Source organism: Pseudomonas sp. P4_C8 (assembly GCF_056401975.1).
In genome coordinates this window covers 107,204-129,608 of the sequence record NZ_JBFUIH010000012.1, presented here as the reverse complement: position 1 = coordinate 129,608, position 22,405 = coordinate 107,204, and the positions used below count along the sequence as shown (strand labels likewise).

Annotated in this window: 26 protein-coding genes; 15 read left to right on the top strand and 11 right to left on the bottom strand. The window is 59.2% G+C overall.

Annotated features, from left to right (window positions below; translation table 11 throughout):
* Positions 1-78: 78 nt before the first annotated feature.
* The gene (locus AC1DWM_RS10275) at positions 79-1,119 is read right to left on the bottom strand and encodes a patatin-like phospholipase family protein (RefSeq protein ID WP_223519142.1); all 1,041 of its coding nucleotides are present in this window, start codon (positions 1,117-1,119) and stop codon (positions 79-81) included.
* Between the two features lie 225 nt (positions 1,120-1,344).
* On the opposite strand from AC1DWM_RS10275, the gene AC1DWM_RS10270 reads away from it, so the two are divergent.
* The 3 genes from AC1DWM_RS10270 to AC1DWM_RS10260 all read left to right on the top strand — a co-directional run bounded on the left by AC1DWM_RS10270 (position 1,345) and on the right by AC1DWM_RS10260 (position 3,483).
* Positions 1,345-1,623 (top strand): hypothetical protein, encoded by a 279-nt coding sequence (locus AC1DWM_RS10270; protein WP_223519144.1) that lies wholly within the window; start codon positions 1,345-1,347, stop codon positions 1,621-1,623.
* A 45-nt stretch (positions 1,624-1,668) separates the two neighbouring features.
* Positions 1,669-2,436: a CHAD domain-containing protein gene (locus AC1DWM_RS10265; RefSeq protein WP_223519146.1), complete on the top strand. Its 768-nt coding sequence runs from the start codon at positions 1,669-1,671 to the stop codon at positions 2,434-2,436.
* A 249-nt stretch (positions 2,437-2,685) separates the two neighbouring features.
* Entirely contained in the window at positions 2,686-3,483 is a 798-nt protein-coding gene (locus tag AC1DWM_RS10260; RefSeq protein ID WP_223519148.1) for an acyl-CoA thioesterase, read from the top strand.
* Here AC1DWM_RS10260 and AC1DWM_RS10255 read toward each other — a convergent pair whose 3' ends face one another.
* The 3 genes from AC1DWM_RS10255 to AC1DWM_RS10245 all read right to left on the bottom strand — a co-directional run bounded on the left by AC1DWM_RS10255 (position 3,484) and on the right by AC1DWM_RS10245 (position 6,439).
* Positions 3,484-3,849, bottom strand: a complete 366-nt coding sequence (locus AC1DWM_RS10255; protein WP_223519150.1) for an Mpo1-like protein — start codon at positions 3,847-3,849, stop codon at positions 3,484-3,486.
* A 93-nt stretch (positions 3,850-3,942) separates the two neighbouring features.
* Positions 3,943-5,424 (bottom strand): methyl-accepting chemotaxis protein, encoded by a 1,482-nt coding sequence (locus tag AC1DWM_RS10250; protein WP_477795133.1) that lies wholly within the window; start codon positions 5,422-5,424, stop codon positions 3,943-3,945.
* Positions 5,425-5,629: 205 nt separating this feature from the next.
* Positions 5,630-6,439: a TatD family hydrolase gene (locus tag AC1DWM_RS10245; RefSeq protein ID WP_223519154.1), complete on the bottom strand. Its 810-nt coding sequence runs from the start codon at positions 6,437-6,439 to the stop codon at positions 5,630-5,632.
* A gap of 234 nt (positions 6,440-6,673) precedes the next feature.
* Between AC1DWM_RS10245 and AC1DWM_RS10240 the strand changes: the two genes are divergently transcribed.
* From AC1DWM_RS10240 to AC1DWM_RS10230, 3 genes are all read left to right on the top strand, one after another.
* Complete coding sequence (locus tag AC1DWM_RS10240; protein WP_223519156.1) at positions 6,674-8,095, top strand: MltF family protein; 1,422 nt, start codon at positions 6,674-6,676, stop codon at positions 8,093-8,095.
* A gap of 103 nt (positions 8,096-8,198) precedes the next feature.
* On the top strand, positions 8,199-8,633 hold the full coding sequence (locus AC1DWM_RS10235) for a DoxX family protein (RefSeq protein ID WP_477795132.1): 435 nt from the start codon (positions 8,199-8,201) through the stop codon (positions 8,631-8,633).
* 247 nt (positions 8,634-8,880) lie between these two features.
* A complete protein-coding gene (locus tag AC1DWM_RS10230; RefSeq protein ID WP_007943613.1) occupies positions 8,881-9,189 on the top strand; it encodes a hypothetical protein in 309 nt (102 codons plus the stop codon).
* Between the two features lie 3 nt (positions 9,190-9,192).
* Here AC1DWM_RS10230 and greB read toward each other — a convergent pair whose 3' ends face one another.
* From greB to AC1DWM_RS10215, 3 genes are read right to left on the bottom strand one after another with little or no spacing between them, the layout of a single operon-like run.
* Positions 9,193-9,690, bottom strand: coding sequence for a transcription elongation factor GreB (gene greB, locus AC1DWM_RS10225; RefSeq protein WP_033057207.1), 498 nt, complete (start codon positions 9,688-9,690; stop codon positions 9,193-9,195).
* 34 nt (positions 9,691-9,724) lie between these two features.
* On the bottom strand, positions 9,725-12,229 hold the full coding sequence (locus AC1DWM_RS10220; RefSeq protein ID WP_477795131.1) for an ABC transporter permease: 2,505 nt from the start codon (positions 12,227-12,229) through the stop codon (positions 9,725-9,727).
* Positions 12,229-12,912 carry an ABC transporter ATP-binding protein gene (locus tag AC1DWM_RS10215; RefSeq protein ID WP_477795130.1) on the bottom strand — a complete coding sequence of 228 codons (684 nt, stop codon included), beginning with the start codon at positions 12,910-12,912 and terminating at the stop codon, positions 12,229-12,231. The genes AC1DWM_RS10220 and AC1DWM_RS10215 overlap by 1 nt, the downstream gene beginning before the upstream one ends.
* Positions 12,913-12,922: 10 nt before the next feature.
* Here AC1DWM_RS10215 and AC1DWM_RS10210 point away from each other — a divergent pair, with 10 nt between their 5' ends.
* The 3 genes from AC1DWM_RS10210 to AC1DWM_RS10200 all read left to right on the top strand — a co-directional run bounded on the left by AC1DWM_RS10210 (position 12,923) and on the right by AC1DWM_RS10200 (position 14,949).
* Positions 12,923-13,528 (top strand): arylesterase, encoded by a 606-nt coding sequence (locus AC1DWM_RS10210; protein ID WP_477795129.1) that lies wholly within the window; start codon positions 12,923-12,925, stop codon positions 13,526-13,528.
* A 56-nt stretch (positions 13,529-13,584) separates the two neighbouring features.
* Positions 13,585-13,878 (top strand): hypothetical protein, encoded by a 294-nt coding sequence (locus tag AC1DWM_RS10205; protein WP_003226812.1) that lies wholly within the window; start codon positions 13,585-13,587, stop codon positions 13,876-13,878.
* 99 nt (positions 13,879-13,977) lie between these two features.
* The gene (locus tag AC1DWM_RS10200; RefSeq protein WP_223519166.1) at positions 13,978-14,949 is read left to right on the top strand and encodes a L,D-transpeptidase family protein; all 972 of its coding nucleotides are present in this window, start codon (positions 13,978-13,980) and stop codon (positions 14,947-14,949) included.
* 123 nt (positions 14,950-15,072) lie between these two features.
* Here the strand turns inward: AC1DWM_RS10200 and oprI are convergent, their stop codons facing one another.
* A complete protein-coding gene (oprI, locus tag AC1DWM_RS10195; RefSeq protein ID WP_007943620.1) occupies positions 15,073-15,324 on the bottom strand; it encodes an outer membrane lipoprotei OprI in 252 nt (83 codons plus the stop codon).
* Positions 15,325-15,965: 641 nt separating this feature from the next.
* Between oprI and AC1DWM_RS10190 the strand changes: the two genes are divergently transcribed.
* Positions 15,966-16,247 (top strand): GNAT family N-acetyltransferase, encoded by a 282-nt coding sequence (locus tag AC1DWM_RS10190; protein WP_223519168.1) that lies wholly within the window; start codon positions 15,966-15,968, stop codon positions 16,245-16,247.
* Between the two features lie 65 nt (positions 16,248-16,312).
* Here AC1DWM_RS10190 and AC1DWM_RS10185 read toward each other — a convergent pair whose 3' ends face one another.
* Positions 16,313-17,389: a 3-deoxy-7-phosphoheptulonate synthase gene (locus AC1DWM_RS10185; RefSeq protein ID WP_223519170.1), complete on the bottom strand. Its 1,077-nt coding sequence runs from the start codon at positions 17,387-17,389 to the stop codon at positions 16,313-16,315.
* A gap of 118 nt (positions 17,390-17,507) precedes the next feature.
* Positions 17,508-17,951: a PilZ domain-containing protein gene (locus AC1DWM_RS10180; RefSeq protein ID WP_223519172.1), complete on the bottom strand. Its 444-nt coding sequence runs from the start codon at positions 17,949-17,951 to the stop codon at positions 17,508-17,510.
* Between AC1DWM_RS10180 and AC1DWM_RS10175 the strand changes: the two genes are divergently transcribed.
* The 5 genes from AC1DWM_RS10175 (at position 17,950) to cysB (ending at position 21,907) form a co-directional block, all read left to right on the top strand.
* Positions 17,950-18,336: a thioredoxin family protein gene (locus AC1DWM_RS10175; protein ID WP_223519174.1), complete on the top strand. Its 387-nt coding sequence runs from the start codon at positions 17,950-17,952 to the stop codon at positions 18,334-18,336. The genes AC1DWM_RS10180 and AC1DWM_RS10175 overlap by 2 nt on opposite strands.
* Positions 18,333-19,289: a putative 2-dehydropantoate 2-reductase gene (locus AC1DWM_RS10170; RefSeq protein ID WP_477795128.1), complete on the top strand. Its 957-nt coding sequence runs from the start codon at positions 18,333-18,335 to the stop codon at positions 19,287-19,289. Before AC1DWM_RS10175 ends, AC1DWM_RS10170 begins: the two co-directional genes overlap by 4 nt.
* Positions 19,290-19,314: 25 nt before the next feature.
* Positions 19,315-20,220, top strand: a complete 906-nt coding sequence (locus tag AC1DWM_RS10165; RefSeq protein WP_477795127.1) for a 5'-nucleotidase — start codon at positions 19,315-19,317, stop codon at positions 20,218-20,220.
* A gap of 95 nt (positions 20,221-20,315) precedes the next feature.
* Entirely contained in the window at positions 20,316-20,819 is a 504-nt protein-coding gene (locus tag AC1DWM_RS10160; protein ID WP_223519180.1) for a universal stress protein, read from the top strand.
* 113 nt (positions 20,820-20,932) lie between these two features.
* Positions 20,933-21,907, top strand: coding sequence for an HTH-type transcriptional regulator CysB (gene cysB / locus AC1DWM_RS10155; protein ID WP_007943628.1), 975 nt, complete (start codon positions 20,933-20,935; stop codon positions 21,905-21,907).
* Positions 21,908-21,922: 15 nt separating this feature from the next.
* On the opposite strand, the gene AC1DWM_RS10150 is transcribed toward cysB, so the two are convergent.
* The gene (locus AC1DWM_RS10150) at positions 21,923-22,405 is read right to left on the bottom strand and encodes a GreA/GreB family elongation factor (protein ID WP_223519182.1); all 483 of its coding nucleotides are present in this window, start codon (positions 22,403-22,405) and stop codon (positions 21,923-21,925) included.

Here is a 22,405-nt window from a genome sequence, read left to right as displayed (position 1 = left end):
CCACAGTGGACGGCGTACACAAATCCATTGTGGGAGCGAGCCTGCTCGCGAAGAGGCCTTTCGATTCACTCGAGAACTTCAGGACTCCCGCTCATTCTCATACCGATCCAACGTATCCCGCGCAATCTCCCGACCCAGCGCGATCAACTCAGGTGCCTTGTAGAACTCGAAAAACCGGCACACCCGCTTTGGCACGTTGATCAAAATATCCGGTGGATACCCGGCGATCTTGTACTGCGCCAACGAGGTTTGCATCACCTCGAAACTCTGGTTGATCAGGTCCAGCAAAGACGCCGGCCCAACGTTATCGATGATGAATGATCCCGTGGCCGACTTCGGCGCTCCATCACGTTCAGGGGCGGCGGCCGGTTGCTGGGCTTCGGGGTCGGCAGATTCGACCCAAGGGTTGATTTCGGCCGCTTCCGCCATCAATGCTTCCTTTTCCAGCAGTAGCAATTTTTCCGCCTGATTGCGTCGGAACGGCATCTTCGAACCCAGTGAATTGATCAAGTTGTCGAAACGGCTCTTGAAGGCCGCCGGGCGCTGGATAACCGGCATTTGATAGTGGCGCTGGTTGGTAGAGTTAAGGTTGACCGCGATGATCAGGTCGCAGTGACTCGACACCACCGGCACGATCGGCAAAGGGTTGAGGATGCCGCCATCCACCAACATCCGGTTGCCTTGCATCACCGGAGTGAAGAGGCTGGGGATCGCCGCCGAGGCGCGCATGGCCTGGTGCAGGCAACCTTCCTGGAACCAGATTTCCTGCTGGTTGGTCAGGTCCGTGGCCACGGCCGTGTAGGGAATGCGCAGGTCTTCAATATTGATCTCGCCGACGATCTTGCGGATCTGCCCGAAAACCTTTTCACCGCGAATGGCGCCAAGCCGAAAGCTGACGTCCACCAGACGCAACACATCGAGGTAATCCAGGCTCTCGATCCAATCGCGATACTCGTCGAGTTTGCCGGCGGCATAAATCCCGCCGACCACCGCCCCCATGGAACAGCCGGCGATGCAGGCGATGTCGTAGCCACGCCGTTCGAGCTCTTCAATGACACCGATATGGGCATAACCTCGGGCTCCACCTGAGCCCAGTACCAGTGCGACACGCTTTTTCATGAATCGCCCTCGTCTGACAAGGTTCAACAATGCACCCATCGAGGGGCGTGCTTCAATCGCCAAGTTCGCTCGATGGGCCGGGTGCGTCGTTTTTTCGACACTCCATGGCGGCAGATGGCTATTCTTGCGCACGCTATAGTGATTTTGCTTAGTGCGGCCAAGGCACTTTTCACCTGCCGGGCCGTCTTACCTGCACAACTGTTGACCTAACTTGAGGTGGTATTGATGAAAGCCTGGATTTGCGTACCTTTGATTGCTCTGGCGCTCGCCGGTTGTGCCGGCAAAACGGCCTACCGCGAGAGCTGCGGTAGCCAGATTGACGCCGCGTGGCGTGAGCTAGACTTGGCCAAGGCCGAAGGTTTCGCCGGGACTGTCAGCTACTCCAAGGCCTTGTCGTTGCTGACCGGCGCCAAGACCCAGCAACAATTCGAAGCTTACGAAGGCTGTACCAGCAAGGCCGAGAAAGCGCGCTTCTATATTCGTGAGTCTCGTGCCGGCCGTTGAAGCAGGATGTAATCAATAGGGGACACTCGATTCTGGGAGCAAGCAATGTCTGATTTGGTTGATCGGTTGGTGGCTCATGTTCTGGGCCTTGAAGTCCGCTTGTTGGCCTGTCAGGCACGTTTGAGTGCCCGCACTGACCCTGAAGCATTGCACGAGCTGCGCACCACGGTTCGCCGTTTGCGCAGTCTGTTGCGACCCTTGCGCGGCCTGCCCGGCGTCGAGCAGGTCGAAGTGGCGGCGGCCCGGGTCGGCGAGCTGACCACGCCGTTGCGTGATCGCGAAGTGCTGGCGGCGTATTTGCTTGAGCACGGTCAGCCCGAAGCCGCGCATTGGCGCATGGCGCAGATGGCGCAGGCGTATCCGGCGGTGGCGGCGAGTCCTGAGCTGGCGCAGTTGATGATGATCTTCGATGCCTTTCCGCGTTTCTTGCGCGCCTCCCAACGTCAGGGGTTGCTCAAGGGCTTGCGAAAGCGTATTGAAAAACGCCTGGGCAAACAGTGGAAGAAACTGGATGTTGCACTGCACGATCCGGCCCACGACCGTCACCGTTTGCGCCTGTTGATCAAGCGTGTGCGCTATGGCATCGAAGCCTATCCCGAACTGGACCGTTTGCCGAAGGCGGCCCTGGCCCGATTGAAAGCGGCTCAGGGCGCTTTGGGTGATTGGCACGACAGTTGGCAATGGCTGGCCAGAGCTGTTGAAGAGCCAGATTTATTGCCTTGTGTCGCCGTCTGGAAAACCACGTTGGCCGATGCCGAAAGCCGCGCTGACCGCGTTCTCGACAAACTCAGCGCCACTTGCTTCAAATCCTGAAATCACCACAGATCAAATTGTGGGGGCGAGCCTGCTCGCGAAGGCGTCGTATCAGTCGACATCTCTGTAGGCTGGCACATCGCATTCGCGAGCAGGCTCGCTCCCACATGGGGTTGGTGTTGGATGAAGATTCGTATTCCACGACCAGACGCGGCTCTTCTGTCAGTGCTTTTGGCCGGAATAAGTGCTGTGTCGACGTCGCTGGCTGGTTAAGATCTCCCTCTACTTTTTCCCGTCTCTGAGGTTTTCATGCGTTTTTGCGATTTGCTCGACGCCGTCCGCCGGCAACCGCTGGAGCTGTCTATTCCGGCGGGATGGGCGCAGGGACGTGCCAGTTTCGGTGGCCTGGTGGCGGCGTTGCAATACGAAGCCATGCGCGCAAAAGTCCCGGCAGACCGGCCGGTGCGTTCGCTGGCGATCACCTTTGTCGGACCGGTCGAGCCTGAAGTACCTGTCAGCTTTGAAGTCGATGTGTTGCGCGAAGGCAAAGCCGTCAGCCAGGTGCTGGGCCGGGCAATGCAGAAAGGACAAGTGGTGACGTTGATCCAGGGAAGCTTCGGTGCGTCACGCCCCTCTGAGGTGTCGGTGATGGCCGAGCCAGCACCCGACATGAAGCACTGGGACGAGTGCCAGGAGTTGCCCTTCATCCCGGGTGTGATTCCGGAATTCATGCAGCATCTGGCGATGCGTTGGGCTGTCGGTGGCATGCCGTTTACCGGCAACAACTCTCGCGAGATGGGCGGTTGGGTGCGTTTGCGCGGGGACGTGAAGGAAGAGGTCGTCACCGAGTCGCATATCCTCGCGCTGGTGGACGCCTGGCCGCCGTCCTTGTTACCGCACCTGAAAAAAACGGCGATGGGCAGCACGCTGACCTGGACTATCGAATTCGTCCAGCCGTTGCTGGAGTTAAGCACGCTGGACTGGTGCAAATACCGGGTGGAAACCGAGCATGCGGCAGACGGCTACGGTCATGCGGCCGCGAAATTGTGGAGCGCGGACGGACAGCTGATCGCCATCAGCCGGCAGACGGTAACGATTTTCGCCTGATCAGTGCCGACGGTGGCGCTCACGCCAGGCGCGCCACCAGCCGCCGCTCAGGAAAAACCGTGGGAACGTCAGGAACTGCTCGACCAGCAAGCGTGACACCGCATCTTTGCGATCACTGAACGGCTCGGAGGCTTGCACCTCCAGGCTGTGACCGTGACGTTGCAGACCCAGCGCAGCGAGCAGGCCGACCACACCGATGGCGATGTTCACCAGGCTCAGGCTGAACACCCCGGAAACAATCAGCAGAAACGCGACGATGAACAGCGGCACGGCTATCAGGTGCAGCACCAGGTTGGTCGGGTGCTGATGATTGCTCGGGTACGCTCGCCATTGCCAGGCGGGTAGGTTGGGGTGACGTTTGCCCATGTTGAAACTCCTCAATCCGGGTTGACCTTATGATTGAAGAATAGAAAATGTGGGAGCGAGCCGGCTCCGGGCGGCGTTCCGACGATGGGGCCCTCAGAGCTTGAGCTGTCCGATTGCCTTACTCAACTCCCCGGCCAGCGCCGCCAGTTCATGACTGGTCGTCGCTGAGTTGATGGTTTGCTGCACGGTATTTTCAGTCACATTGCGAATACTCACTACCGCCCGATTCATCTCTTCCGCCACCTGGCTTTGCTCTTCGGCCGCCACCGCAATTTGCGTATTGCTTTCACGCATCTGCGCCACAGCGCCGGTAATCTCTGCCAGCGCGGCACCGGCCTCTTGAGCCTGTTTTACACAGTCGTCGGCCTTGAATGAGCTGTCCTGCATGAAGTCCACCGCGTCTCGAGTCCCGGCCTGCAAGGCGGACACCATCAGGGTGATCTCGTCGGTGGAGATCTGTACACGTTTGGCCAGATTGCGCACTTCATCGGCGACGACCGCAAAGCCTCGACCCATTTCACCGGCACGTGCCGCTTCGATGGCCGCATTCAGGGCCAGCAAATTGGTTTGCTCGGCAATGCTGTGAATCACGCTGACCACGCCGTTGATTTTCTGGCTGTCCTCGGCCAGGCGCTGAATCATTTCGGCCGTCTGCTGCACACCGCTGGACAACCCGGCAATCGACTTCTGCACCCGACTGACCACCTGCTGCCCACTGCCCGCCAGCGTGTCTGCCGTTTGCGAGAGGTCGCGGGTGGCGCCAGCGTGTTGGGCGATGTGATAAACGGTGGCGGTCATTTCATTGATCGCCGTGGCCGCCTGATCGGTTTCGCTTTGCTGGCCGAGCATGCCCTGGCGCACTTCGTTCATGCTCGAAGCCAGGCGTGCGGCGCCGATATCCAGTTGCCGCGCAGTGTTGGCGACAGTGTTGACCACCCGCTGGTAGCCGGCCTGCATCGCGTTGAAGGCGTTGGCCATCTGCCCGACTTCATCCTTGCAGGCCAGCGGTACACGGGCGGACAGGTCGCCGGTTTTCTCGACGTGGAGCATCACGTCTTTCAAGGTGTTGAGCTGACTCAGCAGGAAGCGGATCAACAATTGCGAAGCGCCCAGCATTGCCAGCATCAGAAGAAAAACGGCCACTGCGTAGGCGGCGAAGCGCTCATTGAAGATTTGGCTCAGGCTCGGGCCAAAGGCGATCACCGCGACGTGCTGGTCGTCAGGACGCGTGAACACCTCGGCACCCATTAACGGGTTATCGCCGAACAGCGGCATTGAGTTGATCTCGACCCAGCCGTGGCTATCCGTCAGTTCCAGTAGCGGCTGATCGTTCAGCAACGGCGCTTGCCCGCGACCGAAGGTCAGCAGGTTGTCGGCCTTGGGCAGCGGTTGGCCGGGTGGCCACGCGCCGAGCAATCGCGCCTGCGCCTGAGCGCTTGCCTGCGCGGCATGACTGCGAGCCTGTTGTTCGAGCTGTACGGCGTACAACACCAGCAACAGCGTCGTGAAGAAGGCGACCGCATTGACCGCCCAGAATTTGTATTTCAGCGAGATGTTGCTAAGCCAGGCACCCATGGAGGTCTTCTCTGATAGCGGAAACAGTATTGGCAAGGTGCCATCATTGTGCCGCTACTCAGGAGCCCAGTGTTTGATGTGGATCAACATGTATCACCGTCCCCCTGTGGGAGCGAGCCTGCTCGCGATAGGGTCGGCACATTCAGCATTAATGTGTCAGACAGTCCGCTATCGCGAGCAGGCTCGCTCCCACAGAGGATTGTGATTATCGGGGGATTGAAGGCAAACCGAAGAACGCTCGTGCACAGGCAGTGGTGTGATCAGCCACATCCTCCAACGTCTCCCCACGATGCAACGCCACCTCCCGCAACACTTCAGTCAAATACGCCGGCTCGTTGCGACCGTTTTTCGGCTTGGGCCGCAAGCTGCGTGGCAGCAGATACGGCGCATCGCTTTCCAGCATCAACCGGCCCCGTTTGATTTCCTTCACCAACGGATGCAGGTGCGTGCCCCGGCGCTCGTCGCAAATCCAGCCGGTAATGCCGATGTGCAGATCCAGATCGAGGTAGCTGAACAGGGCTTTCTTTTCGCCGGTGAAGCAATGCACGACGGCGGCCGGCAATTGATCTCGGTAATCACGCAGGATTTCCAGCAGTCGCTGACTGGCATCGCGTTCATGCAGGAACACCGGCAACTGCAACTCGACCGCCATCGCCAGATGCTCTTCGAGGACCTTTTCCTGCTGTGGGCGCGGCGAGAAGTCGCGATTGAAATCCAGCCCGCATTCGCCCACGGCCACCACGTTTGGCTCCCTGAGCAAACTGCGCAAACGCTGCGCGCTGTCAGCGTTCCAGTCGGTCGCCGCATGCGGGTGAATGCCGGCCGTGGCAAACAGCCGTTGAGCTGTTTCGTCCAGTTGCTGGCACAGTTCAAGAGCCTGTTCACTGCCCTCGACATTCGTGCCGGTCAGGACCAATTGGCAGACCCCCGCGGCATACGCGCGGTCGAGTACGGCCTGGTGTTTGTCGGCAAAACTGGGGTTGGTCAGGTTGACGCCGATATCGATGAGTTGCATGGTGCTACCTCGGACCAAAGGCCGGAAAGCATATCAGAGCTGTAGATTTATAAGAAAAACCAAGAACTACAACGAGTTAAAGCTGTCTCTTGATGCCGCAAGACAGGGCAGGGTGGTCAAGGTGCCATCACTGTGCCAGTCTTTCGCACTTTGCCAGCGCTCATGGCGCTCTGTTTCTGTCGTTCGATTTCATGATTTTTTTGGAAATCGGCCAGTAATCTTTCCGGAGAGTGGATGATACGTCCCTCGATATTGCTACTGCTGTGCTGTTCGTTGCTGCTGCCGATGCCGGCGGTTGCACGTCTGGCCGGGCCGCTGCAAGCCGTGCCGGCAGCCAAGGTGCGCGACCTGGCGGAGATTCGCAGCAGCCGGGTATTGCGGGTGCTGGTCAACCAGAGCCGCAACAGTTCCGGCGAAGTCCAGGGCCAGGCCATCGGTGTCGAATACCACCGCTTGCACGCCTTCGAGCAATACCTCAATGGCCACGCCCGTGACGGTCAGGAAATCAACCTCAAGATCATCCCCAAAGCCAAGGATCAACTGCTCGGCGCCTTGCAACGCGGGGAGGGTGATCTGGTCGCACCCGGGGAGTTGCTCGATTTGCAGCCAGGCTTCGCGGTCAGCAGCAGTGAACCGCTCGCCAGCAATATCCCGTTGGTGCTGGTGGGGATCAAAGGCGAGCGTCGTTACACCCGTGTTGAACAACTCTCGGGCAAAACCCTGGCGCTGCCCAACGGCAGTGCAGCCGGGGACGCGGTGAGCCAGATCAATTCCAAACTGGCGCTGCACAAGTTGGCACCGATAACGATCGAGTGGGTTGATCCCAGCCTCGCCGTCGAAGACGTGCTGGAAATGGTTCAGGGCGGGATCTTTCACCTGACCATTGTCGAGCAACCGATTGCCGAGCGCTGGGGCAAGATTTTGCCCAAATTGCGTTTCGACAAGCAGGTGCAGATCAGCGAGCCGGGCGAAGAGTTCTGGTTTGTGCGCCGCGATGCGTCGATGCTACGGGCGAGCATCGATCGTTTTTTGACGACGTACAAGAAACCGTCGGACCAGGACGTGGCGTTTCTGCGGATCTATCGGCGACTGTATCAAGTGCACAATCCACTGGCCAAGGCCGACCGCCAGCGCCTGGAGAAACTGCGTCCGGTGCTGCAAAAGCATGCCGATGCCCAAGGCATGGACTGGTTGAACCTGGCGGCGCTGGCGTTCAAGGAGTCGGGACTGCAACCCAATGCCCGCAACAGTGGCGGCCCCACGGGCTTGATGCAAATCACCCCGTCTGCCGCCCAGCGAGTGGGGGTCAACAACATTCAGGACCTCGACGCCAATGTCCAGGCCGGGGCCAAGTACCTGGCCATGATCCGCCGCAAGTTCTTCGCCAGCCCCAAACTCAACGAGCGTGAGCGCATGGCGTTTGTGCTGGCCGCCTACAACATTGGCCCGGAGCGGGTTCAAGGCATGCGCGCCGAAGCCCGGCGGCGTGGCCTGAACCCCAATCAGTGGTTCTTCCAGGTCGAGCGCATTGCCATGGAGCAGGTGGGCATGGGCCCCGTCAGCTATGTTAATAGCGTGAACAAGTATTACCTGGCATTCGATCGTGAGAGGGAGTCGCTGGAGCCGCAGGGACAAAAAGTTGTCTCTCTTAAATGATCAGCTAATTTGATCGTTATGTCGCAATTATTGCGCTTTTAACATTTGTCTTATCGATTAACATGGCGCCCAACGAACACACTCTCACAATGGATGACACAGCATGAGCTCACTGATCAACAAGGTACTGTTTACCCGCGCCGGTTTCGGTCTGACCGCCATACGGATCGTTGTCGGGATCATTTTCGCAGCTCACGGCTCGCAGAAACTCTTCGGCATGTTTGGGGGATACGGCATTGCCGGCACTGCCCAGTACATGGAAAGCCTGGGCCTGGCGCCGGGTCATCTGATGGCGATCCTGGCCGGTGGTACCGAGTTCTTCGGCGGCCTGGCCCTGATCATCGGTCTACTGACACGTCCGGCTGCACTGGGGCTGACATTCCTCTCGCTGGTCGCGATTTTCTCGGTGCATATTCATAACGGCCTGTTCATGACCAACAACGGTTATGAATTCGCCCTGGCCCTGCTCGGTGGCAGCGTCGCGGTATTGATCGAAGGTGCCGGCAAGCTGTCGGCAGACCGCGTCATCAGCGACTGACCGCTCTGACTCAACGAAAAGGCCTGCATTGCGCAGGCCTTTTTTGTGTGCGTCATTCTTGACACTGTCCGGTCAGCTTCTCTAGGATGTTGCCCATGCGCCGATTTAAACAGCTACTTGCGGGGCGCCAGGTGACTCAATCAGTTGCCGATAGAAGCTTGAAACAGGCTTCGAAATACCGCTAAAGCGCTGGTTCGGTGTTGCCTCTCACCTGCCATGCAGACTTTTGAGGCAGAGACACGACTCGATGAACGCACTTAGCCCTACAGTACGTCCCGCGCCGATCACGGCACATCTCACCCAGCGCAATCCAAAGATCCTGCTTGGCGGTCAACATCAGCCGACACTTCTGCGTTATCTCGATGGCTGGCCACGTCGTACCGGCGGGCCTGCTGCGTTCCTGATCCAGTTTGTCGAAGACGGCGAATCGCTGGCTCGATTTGCCAGCGACAGTTTTGACTTGGCGGTGATTCAATCACCCAGCCTTGAAGACGCCCCGGAAATGATCCGGCAGTTGACCCGCGTTGCCCGACAAGGCCTGATCACCCGCCGCTGAGGTTCAAAGGTACTCAATCGCCACGATATACACGCATTGCTCACCGGTCGGTGTCTGGACACGAACTTCGGCGTCCAGCGCCTTGCCGATCAGCGCGCGGGCGAGCGGTGAGTCGATGCTGATCAGCCCCAGTTTCAGGTCCAGCTCATCCGGCCCGACAATGCGGTAGCGCGACTCTTTGCCGTCCTCGTCTTCGATCGTGACCCAGGCGCCAAAATAGACCTTGTTCGGATCGCTGGGTTTTTCGCTGACCACCTTGAGCGCTTCCAGCCGCTTGGTAAGAAAGCGCACGCGGCTGTCGATCTCGCGCAGCATCTTTTTGCCGTACGTGTATTCCGCGTTCTCGGAACGATCACCCTGAGCCGCGGCCTCACTCACCGACTGCGTCACTTGCGGTCGCCGTACATGCCAAAGCTCATGAAACTCGGCCCGCATCCGCGCTTCACCTTCGGGGGTGATCAGCGCGGTGCCAGCGGTGCGGGGAGGGCGATAACGGCTCATGGCAACTTCTTGTGAGGGAGAAGGTTCGAGTCTATCAACCCTCGCGCAACACTGTCAGGGGGCTGGCGTTCAACGCACGACGGGTACCGAACACTCCGGCACCGCCAATCAGTACTGCGCCGATCAATGGCAAGACCAGTAACCACGGATGCGGATGCCACGGCAGGTCAAATGCGTAGCGGTAGAGCACCAGGCTCACCAGTTCCGAGCCCAGTGCCGCCAACAAGCCGCTGACCGCGCCGAGTAAACCGAACTCGATCCTTCGGGCCTTCACCAGCAATTGCCGTTCGGCCCCCAGCGCTCGCAACAGGGCGCCTTGTCGGATGCGCTCATCGAGCGTCGCCTGCAAGCCGGAAAACAATACCGCCATCCCCGCCGCGAGTACAAACAACAACACATACTCCACCGCCAGCGTGACCTGGGCGAGGATGCTGCGCAGCTGCTCCAGCAAGGCTTCGACTTGCAGAATGGTCACCGCCGGGAAGCTTCGCGACAGGTCGACAATCTGCTGATCATGACCGGCCGCCAAATAGAAACTGGTCAGGTAAGTCGCTGGCAAATCCTTCAAGGTGCCAGGCTGGAAGATCATGAAGAAGTTCGGCTGGAAGTTGTCCCAGTTGATCTCTCGCAAGCTGGTGACTTTCGCTTCACGATTGACCCCGCCCACGGTAAACACCATGTGATCGCCCAGCTTGAGCTTCAGGCTTTCGGCCACTTTGCCTTCAACCGAAACACCGGGAACCTCCTCGGGTGTCTGTTCGGTCCACCAGTTACCCGCCGTGATCTTGTTGCCCGTCGGCAAGTCTGCCGCCCAGGTCAGGCTCAGGTCGCGCTGGATCGCTCGATCACCTGCCGAATCCTTGCTGACGATGTCCTGCACCGGCTCGCCGTTGATGCTGATCAGTCGACCCGGCACCACCGGGTAAAGTGGTGCGGACTGCGCTGACAGTTGGATCAGGCGATCCGTAAAGGCCTGTTTGTCCGCCGGCAGGATGTTCAGCGCAAAGTAATTCGGGGCGTTTTTCGGTAGCTGGTTCTGCCAGGTGTCCAGCAGCTCACCCCTCAGCAGCGCGATCAGCGCCATGGACAGAAGAATCAGCCCGAAGGCCAAGGCTTGTCCCGCTGCCGCCAACGGATGACGCAGCAGCTGGCCCAACCCGAGGCGCCAGGGCAGCGAAGCGCGGGCCAGCATCCGACGCAGGCTTTTCAGCAGCAGCAAGAGCAAGCCGCCGAGTACCAGCGCGGCGATCACGCCACCGCCGAGCAGGGCGAAGGTCAGCACCAGGTCGAGGCTCAGACGCCACATGATCAGGCCAAGGGCGCCCAAGGCGGCGCCATAGACCATCCAGGTGCTGGACGGAATCGGTAGCATGTCCCGACGCAACACCCGCAGCGGCGGCACGCGACCGAGTGCGGCCAGCGGTGGCAGGGCGAATCCAGCCAGTGCAACCAGCCCGGTGCCGATCCCTGCTATGGCCGGCAGCAAACCACCCGGCGGTACATCGGTCGGCAACAAATCATGCAGCAACGCAAACAGCCCAAGCTGTGCCAGCCAGCCGATAAGGGCGCCGCTGAGGCTGGCGAGCAGGCCGAGTACCGTCAGCTGCAAACTGAACAGCACCATGGTTTCCCTGCGTGACAGGCCCAGGCAACGCAGCAATGCACTGGCATCGAAGCGGCGCGTGGCGAAGCGAGTGGCAGACAGCGCCACCGCCACACCGGACAGCAGAACCGCCACCAGGCTCGCCATGTTGAGGTAACGCTCGGCCTTGCCCAACGCACCGCCAATTTGTCGGTTGCCGTCGCGGGCATCCTGCAGGCGCTGGTTGGCAGCCAGACCAGGCTTGATCAGTTGGCGATAGGTTTCCAGCGCCTCGGCTTTGCCGCGCCAGAGCTCGCGGTAACTGACTCTACTTCCGGGTTGCACCACACCGGTGGCGGTAAGGTCGTTGAGATTGATCAGCACGCGTGGCGTGAGGCTGTAGAAATTGCCGGTCCGGTCGGGTTCGTAGGTCAGCACGCGTGCCAGTTTCAGGGTTTTCATGCCGACGTCGATGCTGTCGCCGATCTTCAAATCCAGCGCCGTCAGCAGTCGCGCCTCAACCCAGGCCTCACCGGGTTTCGGTCCGCTTCCGGGTACTTCCGGGGCGAAGGGCGCCGGGGCACTTTTCAGTTCGCCGCGCAGTGGGTAGACGTCATCAGCAGCTTTGATGCTGGACAGCTGAATGCCGTTGTCAGTGGCGATGACGCTGGAGAACTCCACCACTTGAGCATGCTGGAGCCCCAGTTCCACACCGCTTTTGATCTGTTCGGGCCGTGCCGGTGAGCTGCCTTCGAGCAACAGGTCGGCACCCAGAAACTCGGTGGCGCGCAACATCATGGCGCCGTTCAAACGGGCGCCGAAATAGCCGATGGCAGTACTCGCCGCCACAGCGACCAGCAAGGCGAAGAACAACACGCGCAACTCACCCGCGCGGGCATCGCGCAGCAGTTGGCGGATGGCAAGACTGAATAGGCGCAGCAGCGGCAGGCGTGCCATCAAGGCTCCAGAGGGCCGACCAGCAGGCCGGCTTCAAGGCGGATCAGGCGCCGGCAACGATGTGCCAGGCGTTCGTCGTGAGTCACCAGCACCAGCGTTGTGCCGCGTTCCTGGTTGAGTTCGAACAACAGATCGCTGATGCGCTCGCCGGTGTGGCTGTCGAGGTTGCCGGTGGGTTCATCGGCGAACAGCACATCGGGTTCGGCGGCAAACGCCCGGGCAATTGCCACGCGCTGCTGTTCTCCACCGGAGAGCTGGCGCGGCGAGTGCGTCAGGCGCTGGCCCAGGCCGACCCGTTGCAGAAACTCGGTGGCACGCTCGCGGGCATCTTTGCGGCCATCGAGTTCCAGGGGCAGCATGACGTTTTCCAGGGCGTTGAGACTGTCGAGCAACTGAAAGGACTGGAACACAAAACCGACATGCTCGGCCCGAATGCGTGCGCGTTGATCTTCATCGAGCGTGCTCAGCCCTTGCCCGGCCAGCGTGACTTCGCCGCTGCTGGGCAGGTCGAGCCCGGCAAGCAGACCGAGGAGGGTGGACTTGCCGGAACCGGAGGCGCCGACGATGGCCAGGCTGTCGCCCTTGTTCAGTTCCAGGCTGAGTTCGTGCAGGATAGTCAGTTCACCTTCCGCGCTGGGAACCACTTTGCTGAGGTTCTTCGCGGTGAGAATGCTTGCGCCCATGGAGAATCCGATGCGTGTGTGGTTTTTGAGTGCTGGCCTGGCCTTGATGTGCATGGCCCAGAACGCAGCGGCGGGTACTGTCCTGATCGTTGGCGATAGTATCAGCGCGGGTTTCGGACTGGATACCCGCTTGGGGTGGGTCTCGCTGCTCGAACAACGGCTCAAACACGAAGGTTTCGACGATAAGGTGGTCAATGCCTCCATCAGCGGCGACACCAGCGCCGGAGGCCAGGCGCGCCTGCCTGCGCTGCTTGCAGAGCATAAGCCGGAACTGGTCATCCTCGAGTTGGGTGGCAATGACGGACTGCGTGGAATGCCCCCGGCTAATTTGCAACAAAACCTTGCTTCGATGATCGACAGCTCCCGCGACAGCGGTGCCAAGGTCCTCCTGCTGGGCATGCAATTGCCACCCAATTATGGCGTTCGTTACACCGAGGCCTTTTCCAAGGTCTACAGCACGCTGGCCACCGAGAAAAAAATCCCGCTGGTGCCGTTTTTTCTCGATGGCGTCGGCGGCCATCCGGACTTGATGCAGGCGGACGGCATACACCCGGCGGCCGGGGCTCAGGACAAGTTGCTGGAAAATGTCTGGCCTACGCTAAAACCGCTGTTATGACGCTTTTCTAGGCGCAGGCTTTCGGCTAAGGTGGCGCCCCCGATTTGGAGCCCCCGATGCCGCGTCCTGCCTGGTCACTTTTTGCCTATCAACTGATCGAGCCTGACGAACAGCTGGATCTGTTCGCCTGCCAGGAAGTGCGGGTACATCTGGTAACCCGTCAGCTGGAGCTGGGCGGCTCGGCGGACCGAACCTTGTGCGGCAGCCTGTTGCCGGCACAGCCGCGTTGGTCGAGTGTCGATCGTCGGGTGTTCCAGGACCAGCGTCTATGCTCGCTGTGCCGGGCCATTCTGGAATCGCAAAAACGCGGTACCTCGCCGATCTGGCCAGAGCTACGGTTCGAGCTCTAGCGCATAAAAGGTAGCGTGCTATCGGCCGACTCCCCGAATTCAAGGGCGCCGGTGTACAATCCCGCTCTTACCCTTGTCGATCTGCGAAGGACTTTCCGGATGTTGCCGCGTTTTCCTGCCGTCACCCGCTTCTTGTCTCTTGCCGCCCTTTGTGTGGCTGGTCCAGTTGCAGCATTGGAGTTTCCCCTGCCACCTCCCGGTGAAGACATCATCGGTCAGGTGCAGGTGATCAAGGCCAAGTACGAAGATACCTTCGCTGACATTGGTACCGCTTACGACTTGGGCTACACAGAAATGCTCGCGGCCAACCCGGGAGTCGATGCATGGTTGCCGGGCGCCGGTACCGAAATCATTCTGCCGACACGTTTCATCCTGCCGCCGGGACCGCGTGAAGGCATCGTGATCAACCTGGCCGAGTACCGCCTCTACTACTACCCCAAAGGCAAGAATGTGGTTTACACATTCCCGCTGGGTATCGGTCGTGAAGGCTGGGGCTCGCCAATTGCCCACACCAACATCACCGCGAAGACGCCGAACCCGACCTGGACCCCTCCAGCGTCGATCAAGGCCGAGCACGCCGCCGACGGTGATCCGCTGCCTAACGTGGTGCCGGCAGGCCCTGACAACCCGCTGGGGCCGTTCAAGTTCACATTGGGCACACCGGGCTACCTGATCCACGGTTCCAACAAGAAGTTCGGCATTGGCATGCGCACCAGTCACGGTTGCTTCCGCATGTTCAACAACAACGTACTGGAAATGGCCGGCATGGTGCCGGTCGGAACGTCGGTGCGCATTATCAACGACCCGTACAAGTTCGGTATAAGTGCCGGCAAGGTTTACCTGGAAGCGCACACGCCGCTGGATGACAAGGGCAACCCTTCGGTGGTCGACAAGCACACCGCGGTTATCAATGCGATGCTCAAGCGTGAGGACATCACCAACAACCTGCGCATGAATTGGGATGTGGTGCGCGACGTGGTCGCCGCTGAAGATGGCTTACCAGTGGAAATCGCCGTGCCGAACAATGCCGCGCCGATGATGTCGAGTGCGCCGCTCGATCCATTGCAGTAAGGCTTGAAAAAAACCCGCCGACGCAGGCTGCGTCGGCGGGTTTTTTGTTGCCTGAAAGAAGCATCAGGCAATAAAAAGCCGACCCATAAAATGGGTCGGCTTGATAATAATCCCGAGGGACTATTACTTGCGGCTAGCTTTGTCCAGCATGCGCAGAGCACGCTCGTTAGCTTCGTCAGCAGTCTGTTGTGCTTTTTGAGCAGCAGCCAGAGCTTCATCAGCTTTACGGTAAGCTTCGTCTGCACGAGCCTGGGAGCGAGCAGCTGCGTCTTCAGTAGCGGTCAGACGTGCTTCGGTTTCTTTCGATGTGCTGCTGCAACCAGTGGCCAGAACTGCGGCCAGAGCCAGAGCAGAGAATTTCAGAACGTTGTTCATCGTGTTCCCCTTCAAGGACTTTCTATTAAGTAGCTGTCTCCTCAGAGTGAGGAAATAGCCGGCGTACATACTACCCATTACTACTCGTAAGTAAACTGACGTAAAGCAAGAAGCAAAAAAAATTGTAGGCGTTGATTCTTTTTCGAGCAACTTTTAACTGCATTGTTTAAAAAATATCCAGCTGCGAGGCCCGAGATGAGCGAGCCGCCAAGGAAAAGTTCCGCGCACTCACGGCGTTTTTTTTCAGTCTTGGCTAAAGTCTGGCTAGATGAATTCGTCCATACTTTTGTTCGAATTTTGCACAGCGGCTCTCATAATCTTTATCCATGTAGAGGTGACTTTAAGAGAACGGGTTCGTCTTATGTCTCAACATCCGGCAATGTTCAGGCTGTCGACCCGCAAAGACCGTCGGTCGAGCCGTCCCTACGTACCCTGGAGCAGCACCCGCTGGCTAAGCACGATGACGAGCGCACCTTGAGCATTTCTGCCAATGGTGCCTACTATTTGTTACGTGTTCGGTTGCGCGAGATCGGTGCAGTTCTTCTCGGTGTCCATTCAGGCACGGGGTGGCGTAGATGTTCCTTCGCCGGAAAAACATCGGTAAGGTAGGGGTCAGATTTCAAGACCCGCGAGGAGTAGTGATGAGCGAGGCGTTGTCCATCCACCATGACCAGGCTGGTCATCAGTTCGAGACCACTGTGGACGGTCATCGTGCCTACCTGACCTATATGGATCTGGGGAAACAGACCCTGGATATCTATCGCACCTTTGTGCCCAACGCATTGCGTGGTCGCGGCATTGCCGCAGCCTTGACCGAGAAGGCGCTTTCGTACGCAGATGAAATGGGTTACACCGTGATCCCATCGTGCTCTTACGTCGAGCGCTACATGGAACGTCACCAGCGGCACGCCGCCAAGCTGTGACCAAAACGAACGCATAAAAAAACGCCAGGTTTAAGCCTGGCGTTTTTGTGTGCGCTAAACGGTGATCAAGTGCGATCGCGTTTAGGCAGCACGTCCTTGAGCTTGGCATGCATGCTGCGCAAGGTGTTTTCGGTGGCGGACCAATCGATGCAGGCGTCGGTGATCGACACGCCGTATTGCAAGTCGGCGAGGTCTTTCGGGATGGCCTGGCAGCCCCAGTTCAGGTGACTCTCGACCATCAAGCCGATGATCGACTGGTTGCCTTCGAGAATCTGGTTGGCCACATTCTCCATCACTAGCGGTTGCAGGGCCGGGTCCTTGTTGGAGTTGGCGTGGCTGCAATCGACCATGATGTTTGGCTTGATCTTCGCCTTGTTCAGCGCTTGCTCGCAAAGCGCGACGCTGACCGAGTCATAGTTCGGCTTGCCGTTGCCACCGCGCAGTACCACGTGGCCGTAGGCGTTGCCCTTGGTGGTGACGATCGACACGCCACCTTCCTGATTGATGCCCAGGAAACGGTGCGGGCTGGAAACCGATTGCAGGGCGTTGATCGCCACTGTCAGACCGCCATCGGTGCCGTTCTTGAAGCCGACTGCCGAGGACAGGCCAGAAGCCATTTCGCGGTGAGTCTGGGACTCTGTGGTACGCGCACCGATGGCCGACCAGCTGATCAGGTCCTGCAGATACTGCGGGGAGATCGGGTCGAGGGCTTCGGTCGCGGTCGGCAGGCCCATTTCGGCCAGGTCGAGCAACAATTGACGACCAATGTGCAGACCATCCTGGATCTTGAACGAGTCGTCCAGGTACGGGTCGTTGATCAAGCCTTTCCAGCCGACGGTGGTGCGTGGCTTCTCGAAATACACGCGCATGACCAGATACAGGGTATCGGACACTTCGGCGGCGAGTGCCTTCAGGCGATCGGCGTATTCGTGGGCAGCCTTGATGTCGTGGATCGAGCAAGGCCCGATGACGACGAACAGGCGGTGGTCGGTGCCATCCAGGATATTGCGAATGACTTCGCGGCCTTTGGTGACGGTGCGCAGGGCGGCGTCGCTCAGAGGGATATCACGCTTGAGCTGATCAGGAGTGATCAGTGTCTCGTTGGAGGCGACGTTTAGGTCGTTGATCGGTAAATCAGCCATCGTTTACTCGTCAGGTCACGGGTGCCGGCCGCCAGCGAACCCGCGCGGCGGAGCACAGCAAATTAAGCGCGTCGGGGAGCCGAACCTTAGCGCGTTATCCGCCTGCTCGACAATGGGTTTAATCCAGCACCGGCTGTGCAAATGCCTTATGAACGGTGTCGTGAGAGAACTCGTCGGCATGCTCTTGTACCCATTCGAGGGCCAGTGCCTGAATATCCTGCAAGTCTTCGTGCGCGTCATGCAGGCGACAGTAGCGTTCGATCTGGCACACCTGCTCGCCCATCCGGGCACTGAACAGCATCTGCTCGTCCACAAAGGCAATGCCCACCAGATAGCCGCGTTTGCGCCGCAAGCACCAGGCCACATAGCCCAGATAACGCATGTCGGGGTTCAAGGTCGGCATGCGCACTTCCAGCGCCGTACCATGGCGCCAGGCCCGGTGATAATTGCAAGCCATGCCCCCGAGGCTGATAGTGTGCAAGCGCTGGCGCGAAATGCACTCATGTTTGAGTAACGTCATTTCGACGGGCACATCATCAGGATGAGGAATAAAACGTCCCATGAACACGTACTCCCTGTGTCGGCCATCTGACATTGTTTCCCGAAGTATAGTGGTCGAATTGGAACTGACCGACTTCGATGCCGACCAACGGCTACTGGCAATGAGCGGCGTATCCCTGGTGATTTTCACCAGTGTCGGCTGTGCCAGTTGCCGATTTGCCCGTGAACAGTTGCCCAGGCTCGATCTGACGGTTGATCGACTGTGCTGGATCGATGCCGGGAGCAATGGCGGGGTGGTCGAGCGATATCAGGTTTTTCATTTGCCGGCGCTGTTTGTGGTGCGCGACGGTGAGTTTTTCGGGGTACTACAATCGCGTCTGACCGGCACCGAACTCAATGATGCGGTCGGTCGGGCGCTGATGAGAACAGCAGAGGAGTTGCCATGATGGGGGCAGTCACCAAGCCGACAATCGGTGTAATTGGAACCGGCGCTATCGGCGGGTTCTACGGGATGATGCTGGCGCGTGCCGGCTTCGATGTGCACTTCTTGCTGCGCAGTGAGTTTTCAGCGGTGGCCGAGCGCGGGTTGCAACTCGACAGCGCGGTGCATGGTGCGCTGACGTTGAATCCGGTTCAGGCCTATTCGTCGGCCGAAGACATGCCGCCCTGCGACTGGTTGTTGGTGGGCGCTAAAACCACCAGTAACGCGGATCTGGCGCCCGCCATCATTCAGGCGGCCGCACCGAATGCCAAGGTGCTGGTACTGCAAAATGGCCTGGACGTTGAAGACAGTCTGCGCGAGTTGCTCCCCGGCTCGCTGCATCTGCTGGGCGGGCTGTGTTTTATTTGCGTCCATCGCACCGGTCCCGGGGAAATTACCCATCAGGCGCTCGGTGCAGTCAACATCGGCTACCACAGTGGCCCCGCTGCTGATGAGCAGGCGCGCATGGCAATTGTCGAGGAGGGCGCCGGGTTATTTCACAGCGCCGGTATCGATTCGCAGGCCATGCCGGATCTGCATCAGGCGCGCTGGCAAAAACTGGTCTGGAATATTCCTTACAACGGCCTGTCGGTTCTGCTGGGAGCAAGCACCACGCCATTGATGGCCGATGCCGACAGTCGGGAACTGATCAAGGCCTTGATGGCCGAAGTGGTTCAGGGGGCGACCGCCTGTGGTCACGACATACCGGCCGGTTATGCCGATCATCTGTTCATGGTGACCGAAAGAATGCCGGACTACTGGCCGAGCATGTATCACGATTTCCTGCACAAGCGACCGCTGGAACTGGCCGCGATTTATGCGCGGCCCTTGGCGGCGGCCAAAGCGGCGGGGTGCGAATTGCCGCTGATTGAAGCGTTGTATCGCAGTTTGGGGTTCATCGATCGACGCAACAGGTGAGCCGATCTACCTGAGGGGGAAGGGCATGGCAAAGACTATCGACGACAAACTGGTGCTGGCGATTTCTTCGCGAGCACTGTTCGACCTGAGCGAAAGCCACAAGGTTTATCTGTCGAGCGGCGTCGAAGCCTACCGGCAATATCAGATCGAGCACGAAGACGAAATCCTCGAACCCGGTGACGCTTTCCCTCTGGTGGAGAAACTCCTGAACCTCAACACCCGCCTCGGTCGAGCGCGGGTCGAGGTGATCCTGGTGTCGCGCAACAGCGCCGACACCGGCCTGCGGGTGTTTAACTCGATTCACCACTATGGGCTGGCGATTTCCCGCGCGGCGTTTGTCGGCGGACGCAGCCCCTATCCGTATCTCAAGGCCTTTGGCTGTGACCTGTTTCTGTCGACGCATGCCGAAGATGTGCGCAGTGCACTGGACGCCGGTTTCGCGGCGGCGACCATTTTGTCGGGCGGTGCGAGCCGCGCAGCCAGTGATGAATTGCGGATTGCCTTCGACGGTGATGCGGTGCTGTTTTCCGACGAATCGGAGCGGGTCTACCAGTCCGGTGGCCTGGAAGCGTTTCAGGCCAGCGAGCGTGAGTCCGCCCGCGAACCGCTGCGCGGAGGGCCGTTCAAGGGCTTCCTGGCCGCCCTCAACCTGTTGCAGCGTGAATTTCCCGACGACGACTGCCCTATCCGCACGGCGTTGGTGACGGCGCGTTCAGCACCGGCTCATGAGCGAGTGATTCGTACGTTGCGCGAATGGGATATTCGTCTGGACGAATCGCTGTTTCTCGGTGGCCTGACCAAATCCGCATTTCTCGAAGCGTTTGCCGCCGACGTGTTTTTCGACGATCAGGCCGGCCATTGCGAGTTGACCCGCGAAGTCGTCGCCACCGGCCACGTACCGCACGGCATAAGCAACGAGCAAAAGGTTTAAGCCAGCGGTTCAATACGTTACGCAAAGCGTCGTACTCGCCAAGGCACTGCTAAGCTGAATCAAATCTCCGCCATGTTGGCTTGCGAGGAGATCCTATGATTCAGTCGATGCTGTATGCCACTGACCTTGGCCTATATGCACCGTTGGTGATGCAGCACGCCTTGGCCCTGGCGCGGACATTCAATGCAGACTTGTATGTGGTGCACGCGGTTGAGCCCATGGGGTTGTTTGCCGAATCGGTGCTTCAGAGCTACCTGGATGAGCAGGCGTTGAACGAGTTTCACAGTCAGGGCCTGAGTACTGTGATTGCCAATATCGAGCAGCGGGTGCTCGACAGCTTTCGTGAAGAGTTGGGGGATGAAGGGGAGCAGGACTTGGCGCGGATTCAAGCGGTGAGGGTGCTTCAGGGCGATCCGTCGCAGGTGATTCTCGACCAGGCGGAGAAACTCTCTGTCGATTTGCTGATCGTAGGGAGTCATAGCCACGGTGCCGGCGCGGAAACGCCTCTGGGCAGGACCGCAGCACGCGTGTTGCAGCTGTCTCGGGTGCCGGTCTATCTGGTGCCGCTGGTGGAGCGGCGCCGGCAGGGTGATCGCTAGAAAACGAATACTGGCAATTCGACAAAAAAGTTCTAGATTTATTCTTCAAACCATTAATATAGTTATATACCGTCGCTGATGCCCGTGGCGTCTACCTGCTTTGAGGGATTCATATGAAGCTTCAACAATTGCGCTACATCTGGGAAGTGGCGCACCACGACCTCAACGTTTCCGCTACTGCACAAAGCCTTTACACCTCGCAACCGGGTATCAGTAAGCAGATCCGTCTGCTGGAAGACGAATTGGGGGTCGAGGTTTTCGCCCGCAGCGGCAAGCACCTGACCCGCGTCACCCCGGCCGGCGAGCGCATCATCACCACCGCCGGCGAGATTCTGCGCAAGGTTGAAAGCATCAAGCAGATCGCCCAGGAATTCTCCAACGAGAAAAAGGGCACCCTGTCGATCGCCACCACTCACACTCAGGCGCGTTATGCGTTGCCACCGGTGATCAGCAATTTCATCAAGCAATATCCGGACGTTGCCCTGCACATGCACCAAGGCTCGCCGATGCAGATCGCTGAAATGGCCGCTGACGGCACCGTGGATTTCGCCATTGCCACTGAAGCGCTGGAGTTGTTCGGCGACCTGGTGATGATGCCGTGCTACCGCTGGAACCGCTGCGTAGTCGTGCCTCAAGGCCACCCGCTGACCAAACTGTCGACGCTGACCCTCGAAGCCCTGGCCGAATACCCGATCGTGACTTATGTGTTCGGTTTCACCGGCCGTTCGAAGCTCGACGAAGCGTTCAGCCATCGCGGTCTGACGCCCAAAGTGGTGTTCACCGCCGCCGACGCCGACGTGATCAAAACCTACGTTCGTCTGGGCCTGGGCGTGGGCATCGTGGCGAAAATGGCGGTCGACGCCAAACTCGATAGCGATCTGGTGGTGCTCGATGCCAGCGAGCTGTTCGAGTCCAGCATTACCAAAATCGGTTTCCGTCGCGGCACCTTCCTGCGTGGTTTCATGTGCGACTTCATCGAGAAGTTTGCCCCGCACCTGACCCGCGAAGTCATGGCCAAAGCCATTCAGTGCCACAACAAGCAGGAACTGGAAGAGCTGTTCGACGGCGTCGAACTGCCGGTCCATTAATCAGGTGTCCTTGTTCTAGACCACCTCGGTAACAGAAAACTGTTGCCGAGCGCCCGCCACCAGAATCTCCACTTCATCCCCTTCGAACTTGCCCAGCAGGCTTTTGCCCAGCGGCGAGCGGGGGGTGATGACAGTAATCCATTGCCCCACCAGATCGACCTTCAGGCCGGCCGCATCGGGGGCCAGAAACAGCCATTGCTCGCGGCCCTTTTCGTCTTCCAGGCCGAGCAATGCACCGACTTCAATGCCGCGCTGATCGTCATAAGGACGCAAAGTCAGATTCTGGCACAGCGTCAGTGACTGCCTGATCTCTTCCACTCGCCTGGCCTGTCCGGCCGCCAGATAGGAGGCCTCCAGCCCCAGGGTGTCGTACTTGTTTTCGGCGATGTTCTCTTCGTGGGTCGCGGTTTCGTAAGCGGTTTGCGCGGCACGCTCGGCGATGTCGAGATCGACCCGCAGCTTGTCGAGAATCAGTTGGTGGACCGTCTGTTTGTTCAT

What these genes read in the sequence shown, in the direction of transcription:
- AC1DWM_RS10275 (WP_223519142.1), bottom strand. Translation starts at nt 1,119, where the DNA reads ATGAAAAAGCGTGTCGCACTGGTACTGGGCTCAGGTGGAGCCCGAGGT.
- AC1DWM_RS10270 (WP_223519144.1), top strand. Translation starts at nt 1,345, where the DNA reads ATGAAAGCCTGGATTTGCGTACCTTTGATTGCTCTGGCGCTCGCCGGT.
- AC1DWM_RS10265 (WP_223519146.1), top strand. Translation starts at nt 1,669, where the DNA reads ATGTCTGATTTGGTTGATCGGTTGGTGGCTCATGTTCTGGGCCTTGAA.
- AC1DWM_RS10260 (WP_223519148.1), top strand. Translation starts at nt 2,686, where the DNA reads ATGCGTTTTTGCGATTTGCTCGACGCCGTCCGCCGGCAACCGCTGGAG.
- AC1DWM_RS10255 (WP_223519150.1), bottom strand. Translation starts at nt 3,849, where the DNA reads ATGGGCAAACGTCACCCCAACCTACCCGCCTGGCAATGGCGAGCGTAC.
- AC1DWM_RS10250 (WP_477795133.1), bottom strand. Translation starts at nt 5,424, where the DNA reads ATGGGTGCCTGGCTTAGCAACATCTCGCTGAAATACAAATTCTGGGCG.
- AC1DWM_RS10245 (WP_223519154.1), bottom strand. Translation starts at nt 6,439, where the DNA reads ATGCAACTCATCGATATCGGCGTCAACCTGACCAACCCCAGTTTTGCC.
- AC1DWM_RS10240 (WP_223519156.1), top strand. Translation starts at nt 6,674, where the DNA reads ATGATACGTCCCTCGATATTGCTACTGCTGTGCTGTTCGTTGCTGCTG.
- AC1DWM_RS10235 (WP_477795132.1), top strand. Translation starts at nt 8,199, where the DNA reads ATGAGCTCACTGATCAACAAGGTACTGTTTACCCGCGCCGGTTTCGGT.
- AC1DWM_RS10230 (WP_007943613.1), top strand. Translation starts at nt 8,881, where the DNA reads ATGAACGCACTTAGCCCTACAGTACGTCCCGCGCCGATCACGGCACAT.
- greB (WP_033057207.1), bottom strand. Translation starts at nt 9,690, where the DNA reads ATGAGCCGTTATCGCCCTCCCCGCACCGCTGGCACCGCGCTGATCACC.
- AC1DWM_RS10220 (WP_477795131.1), bottom strand. Translation starts at nt 12,229, where the DNA reads ATGGCACGCCTGCCGCTGCTGCGCCTATTCAGTCTTGCCATCCGCCAA.
- AC1DWM_RS10215 (WP_477795130.1), bottom strand. Translation starts at nt 12,912, where the DNA reads ATGGGCGCAAGCATTCTCACCGCGAAGAACCTCAGCAAAGTGGTTCCC.
- AC1DWM_RS10210 (WP_477795129.1), top strand. Translation starts at nt 12,923, where the DNA reads ATGCGTGTGTGGTTTTTGAGTGCTGGCCTGGCCTTGATGTGCATGGCC.
- AC1DWM_RS10205 (WP_003226812.1), top strand. Translation starts at nt 13,585, where the DNA reads ATGCCGCGTCCTGCCTGGTCACTTTTTGCCTATCAACTGATCGAGCCT.
- AC1DWM_RS10200 (WP_223519166.1), top strand. Translation starts at nt 13,978, where the DNA reads ATGTTGCCGCGTTTTCCTGCCGTCACCCGCTTCTTGTCTCTTGCCGCC.
- oprI (WP_007943620.1), bottom strand. Translation starts at nt 15,324, where the DNA reads ATGAACAACGTTCTGAAATTCTCTGCTCTGGCTCTGGCCGCAGTTCTG.
- AC1DWM_RS10190 (WP_223519168.1), top strand. Translation starts at nt 15,966, where the DNA reads ATGAGCGAGGCGTTGTCCATCCACCATGACCAGGCTGGTCATCAGTTC.
- AC1DWM_RS10185 (WP_223519170.1), bottom strand. Translation starts at nt 17,389, where the DNA reads ATGGCTGATTTACCGATCAACGACCTAAACGTCGCCTCCAACGAGACA.
- AC1DWM_RS10175 (WP_223519174.1), top strand. Translation starts at nt 17,950, where the DNA reads ATGAACACGTACTCCCTGTGTCGGCCATCTGACATTGTTTCCCGAAGT.
- AC1DWM_RS10180 (WP_223519172.1), bottom strand. Translation starts at nt 17,951, where the DNA reads ATGGGACGTTTTATTCCTCATCCTGATGATGTGCCCGTCGAAATGACG.
- AC1DWM_RS10170 (WP_477795128.1), top strand. Translation starts at nt 18,333, where the DNA reads ATGATGGGGGCAGTCACCAAGCCGACAATCGGTGTAATTGGAACCGGC.
- AC1DWM_RS10165 (WP_477795127.1), top strand. Translation starts at nt 19,315, where the DNA reads ATGGCAAAGACTATCGACGACAAACTGGTGCTGGCGATTTCTTCGCGA.
- AC1DWM_RS10160 (WP_223519180.1), top strand. Translation starts at nt 20,316, where the DNA reads ATGATTCAGTCGATGCTGTATGCCACTGACCTTGGCCTATATGCACCG.
- cysB (WP_007943628.1), top strand. Translation starts at nt 20,933, where the DNA reads ATGAAGCTTCAACAATTGCGCTACATCTGGGAAGTGGCGCACCACGAC.
- AC1DWM_RS10150 (WP_223519182.1), bottom strand. Translation starts at nt 22,405, where the DNA reads ATGAACAAACAGACGGTCCACCAACTGATTCTCGACAAGCTGCGGGTC.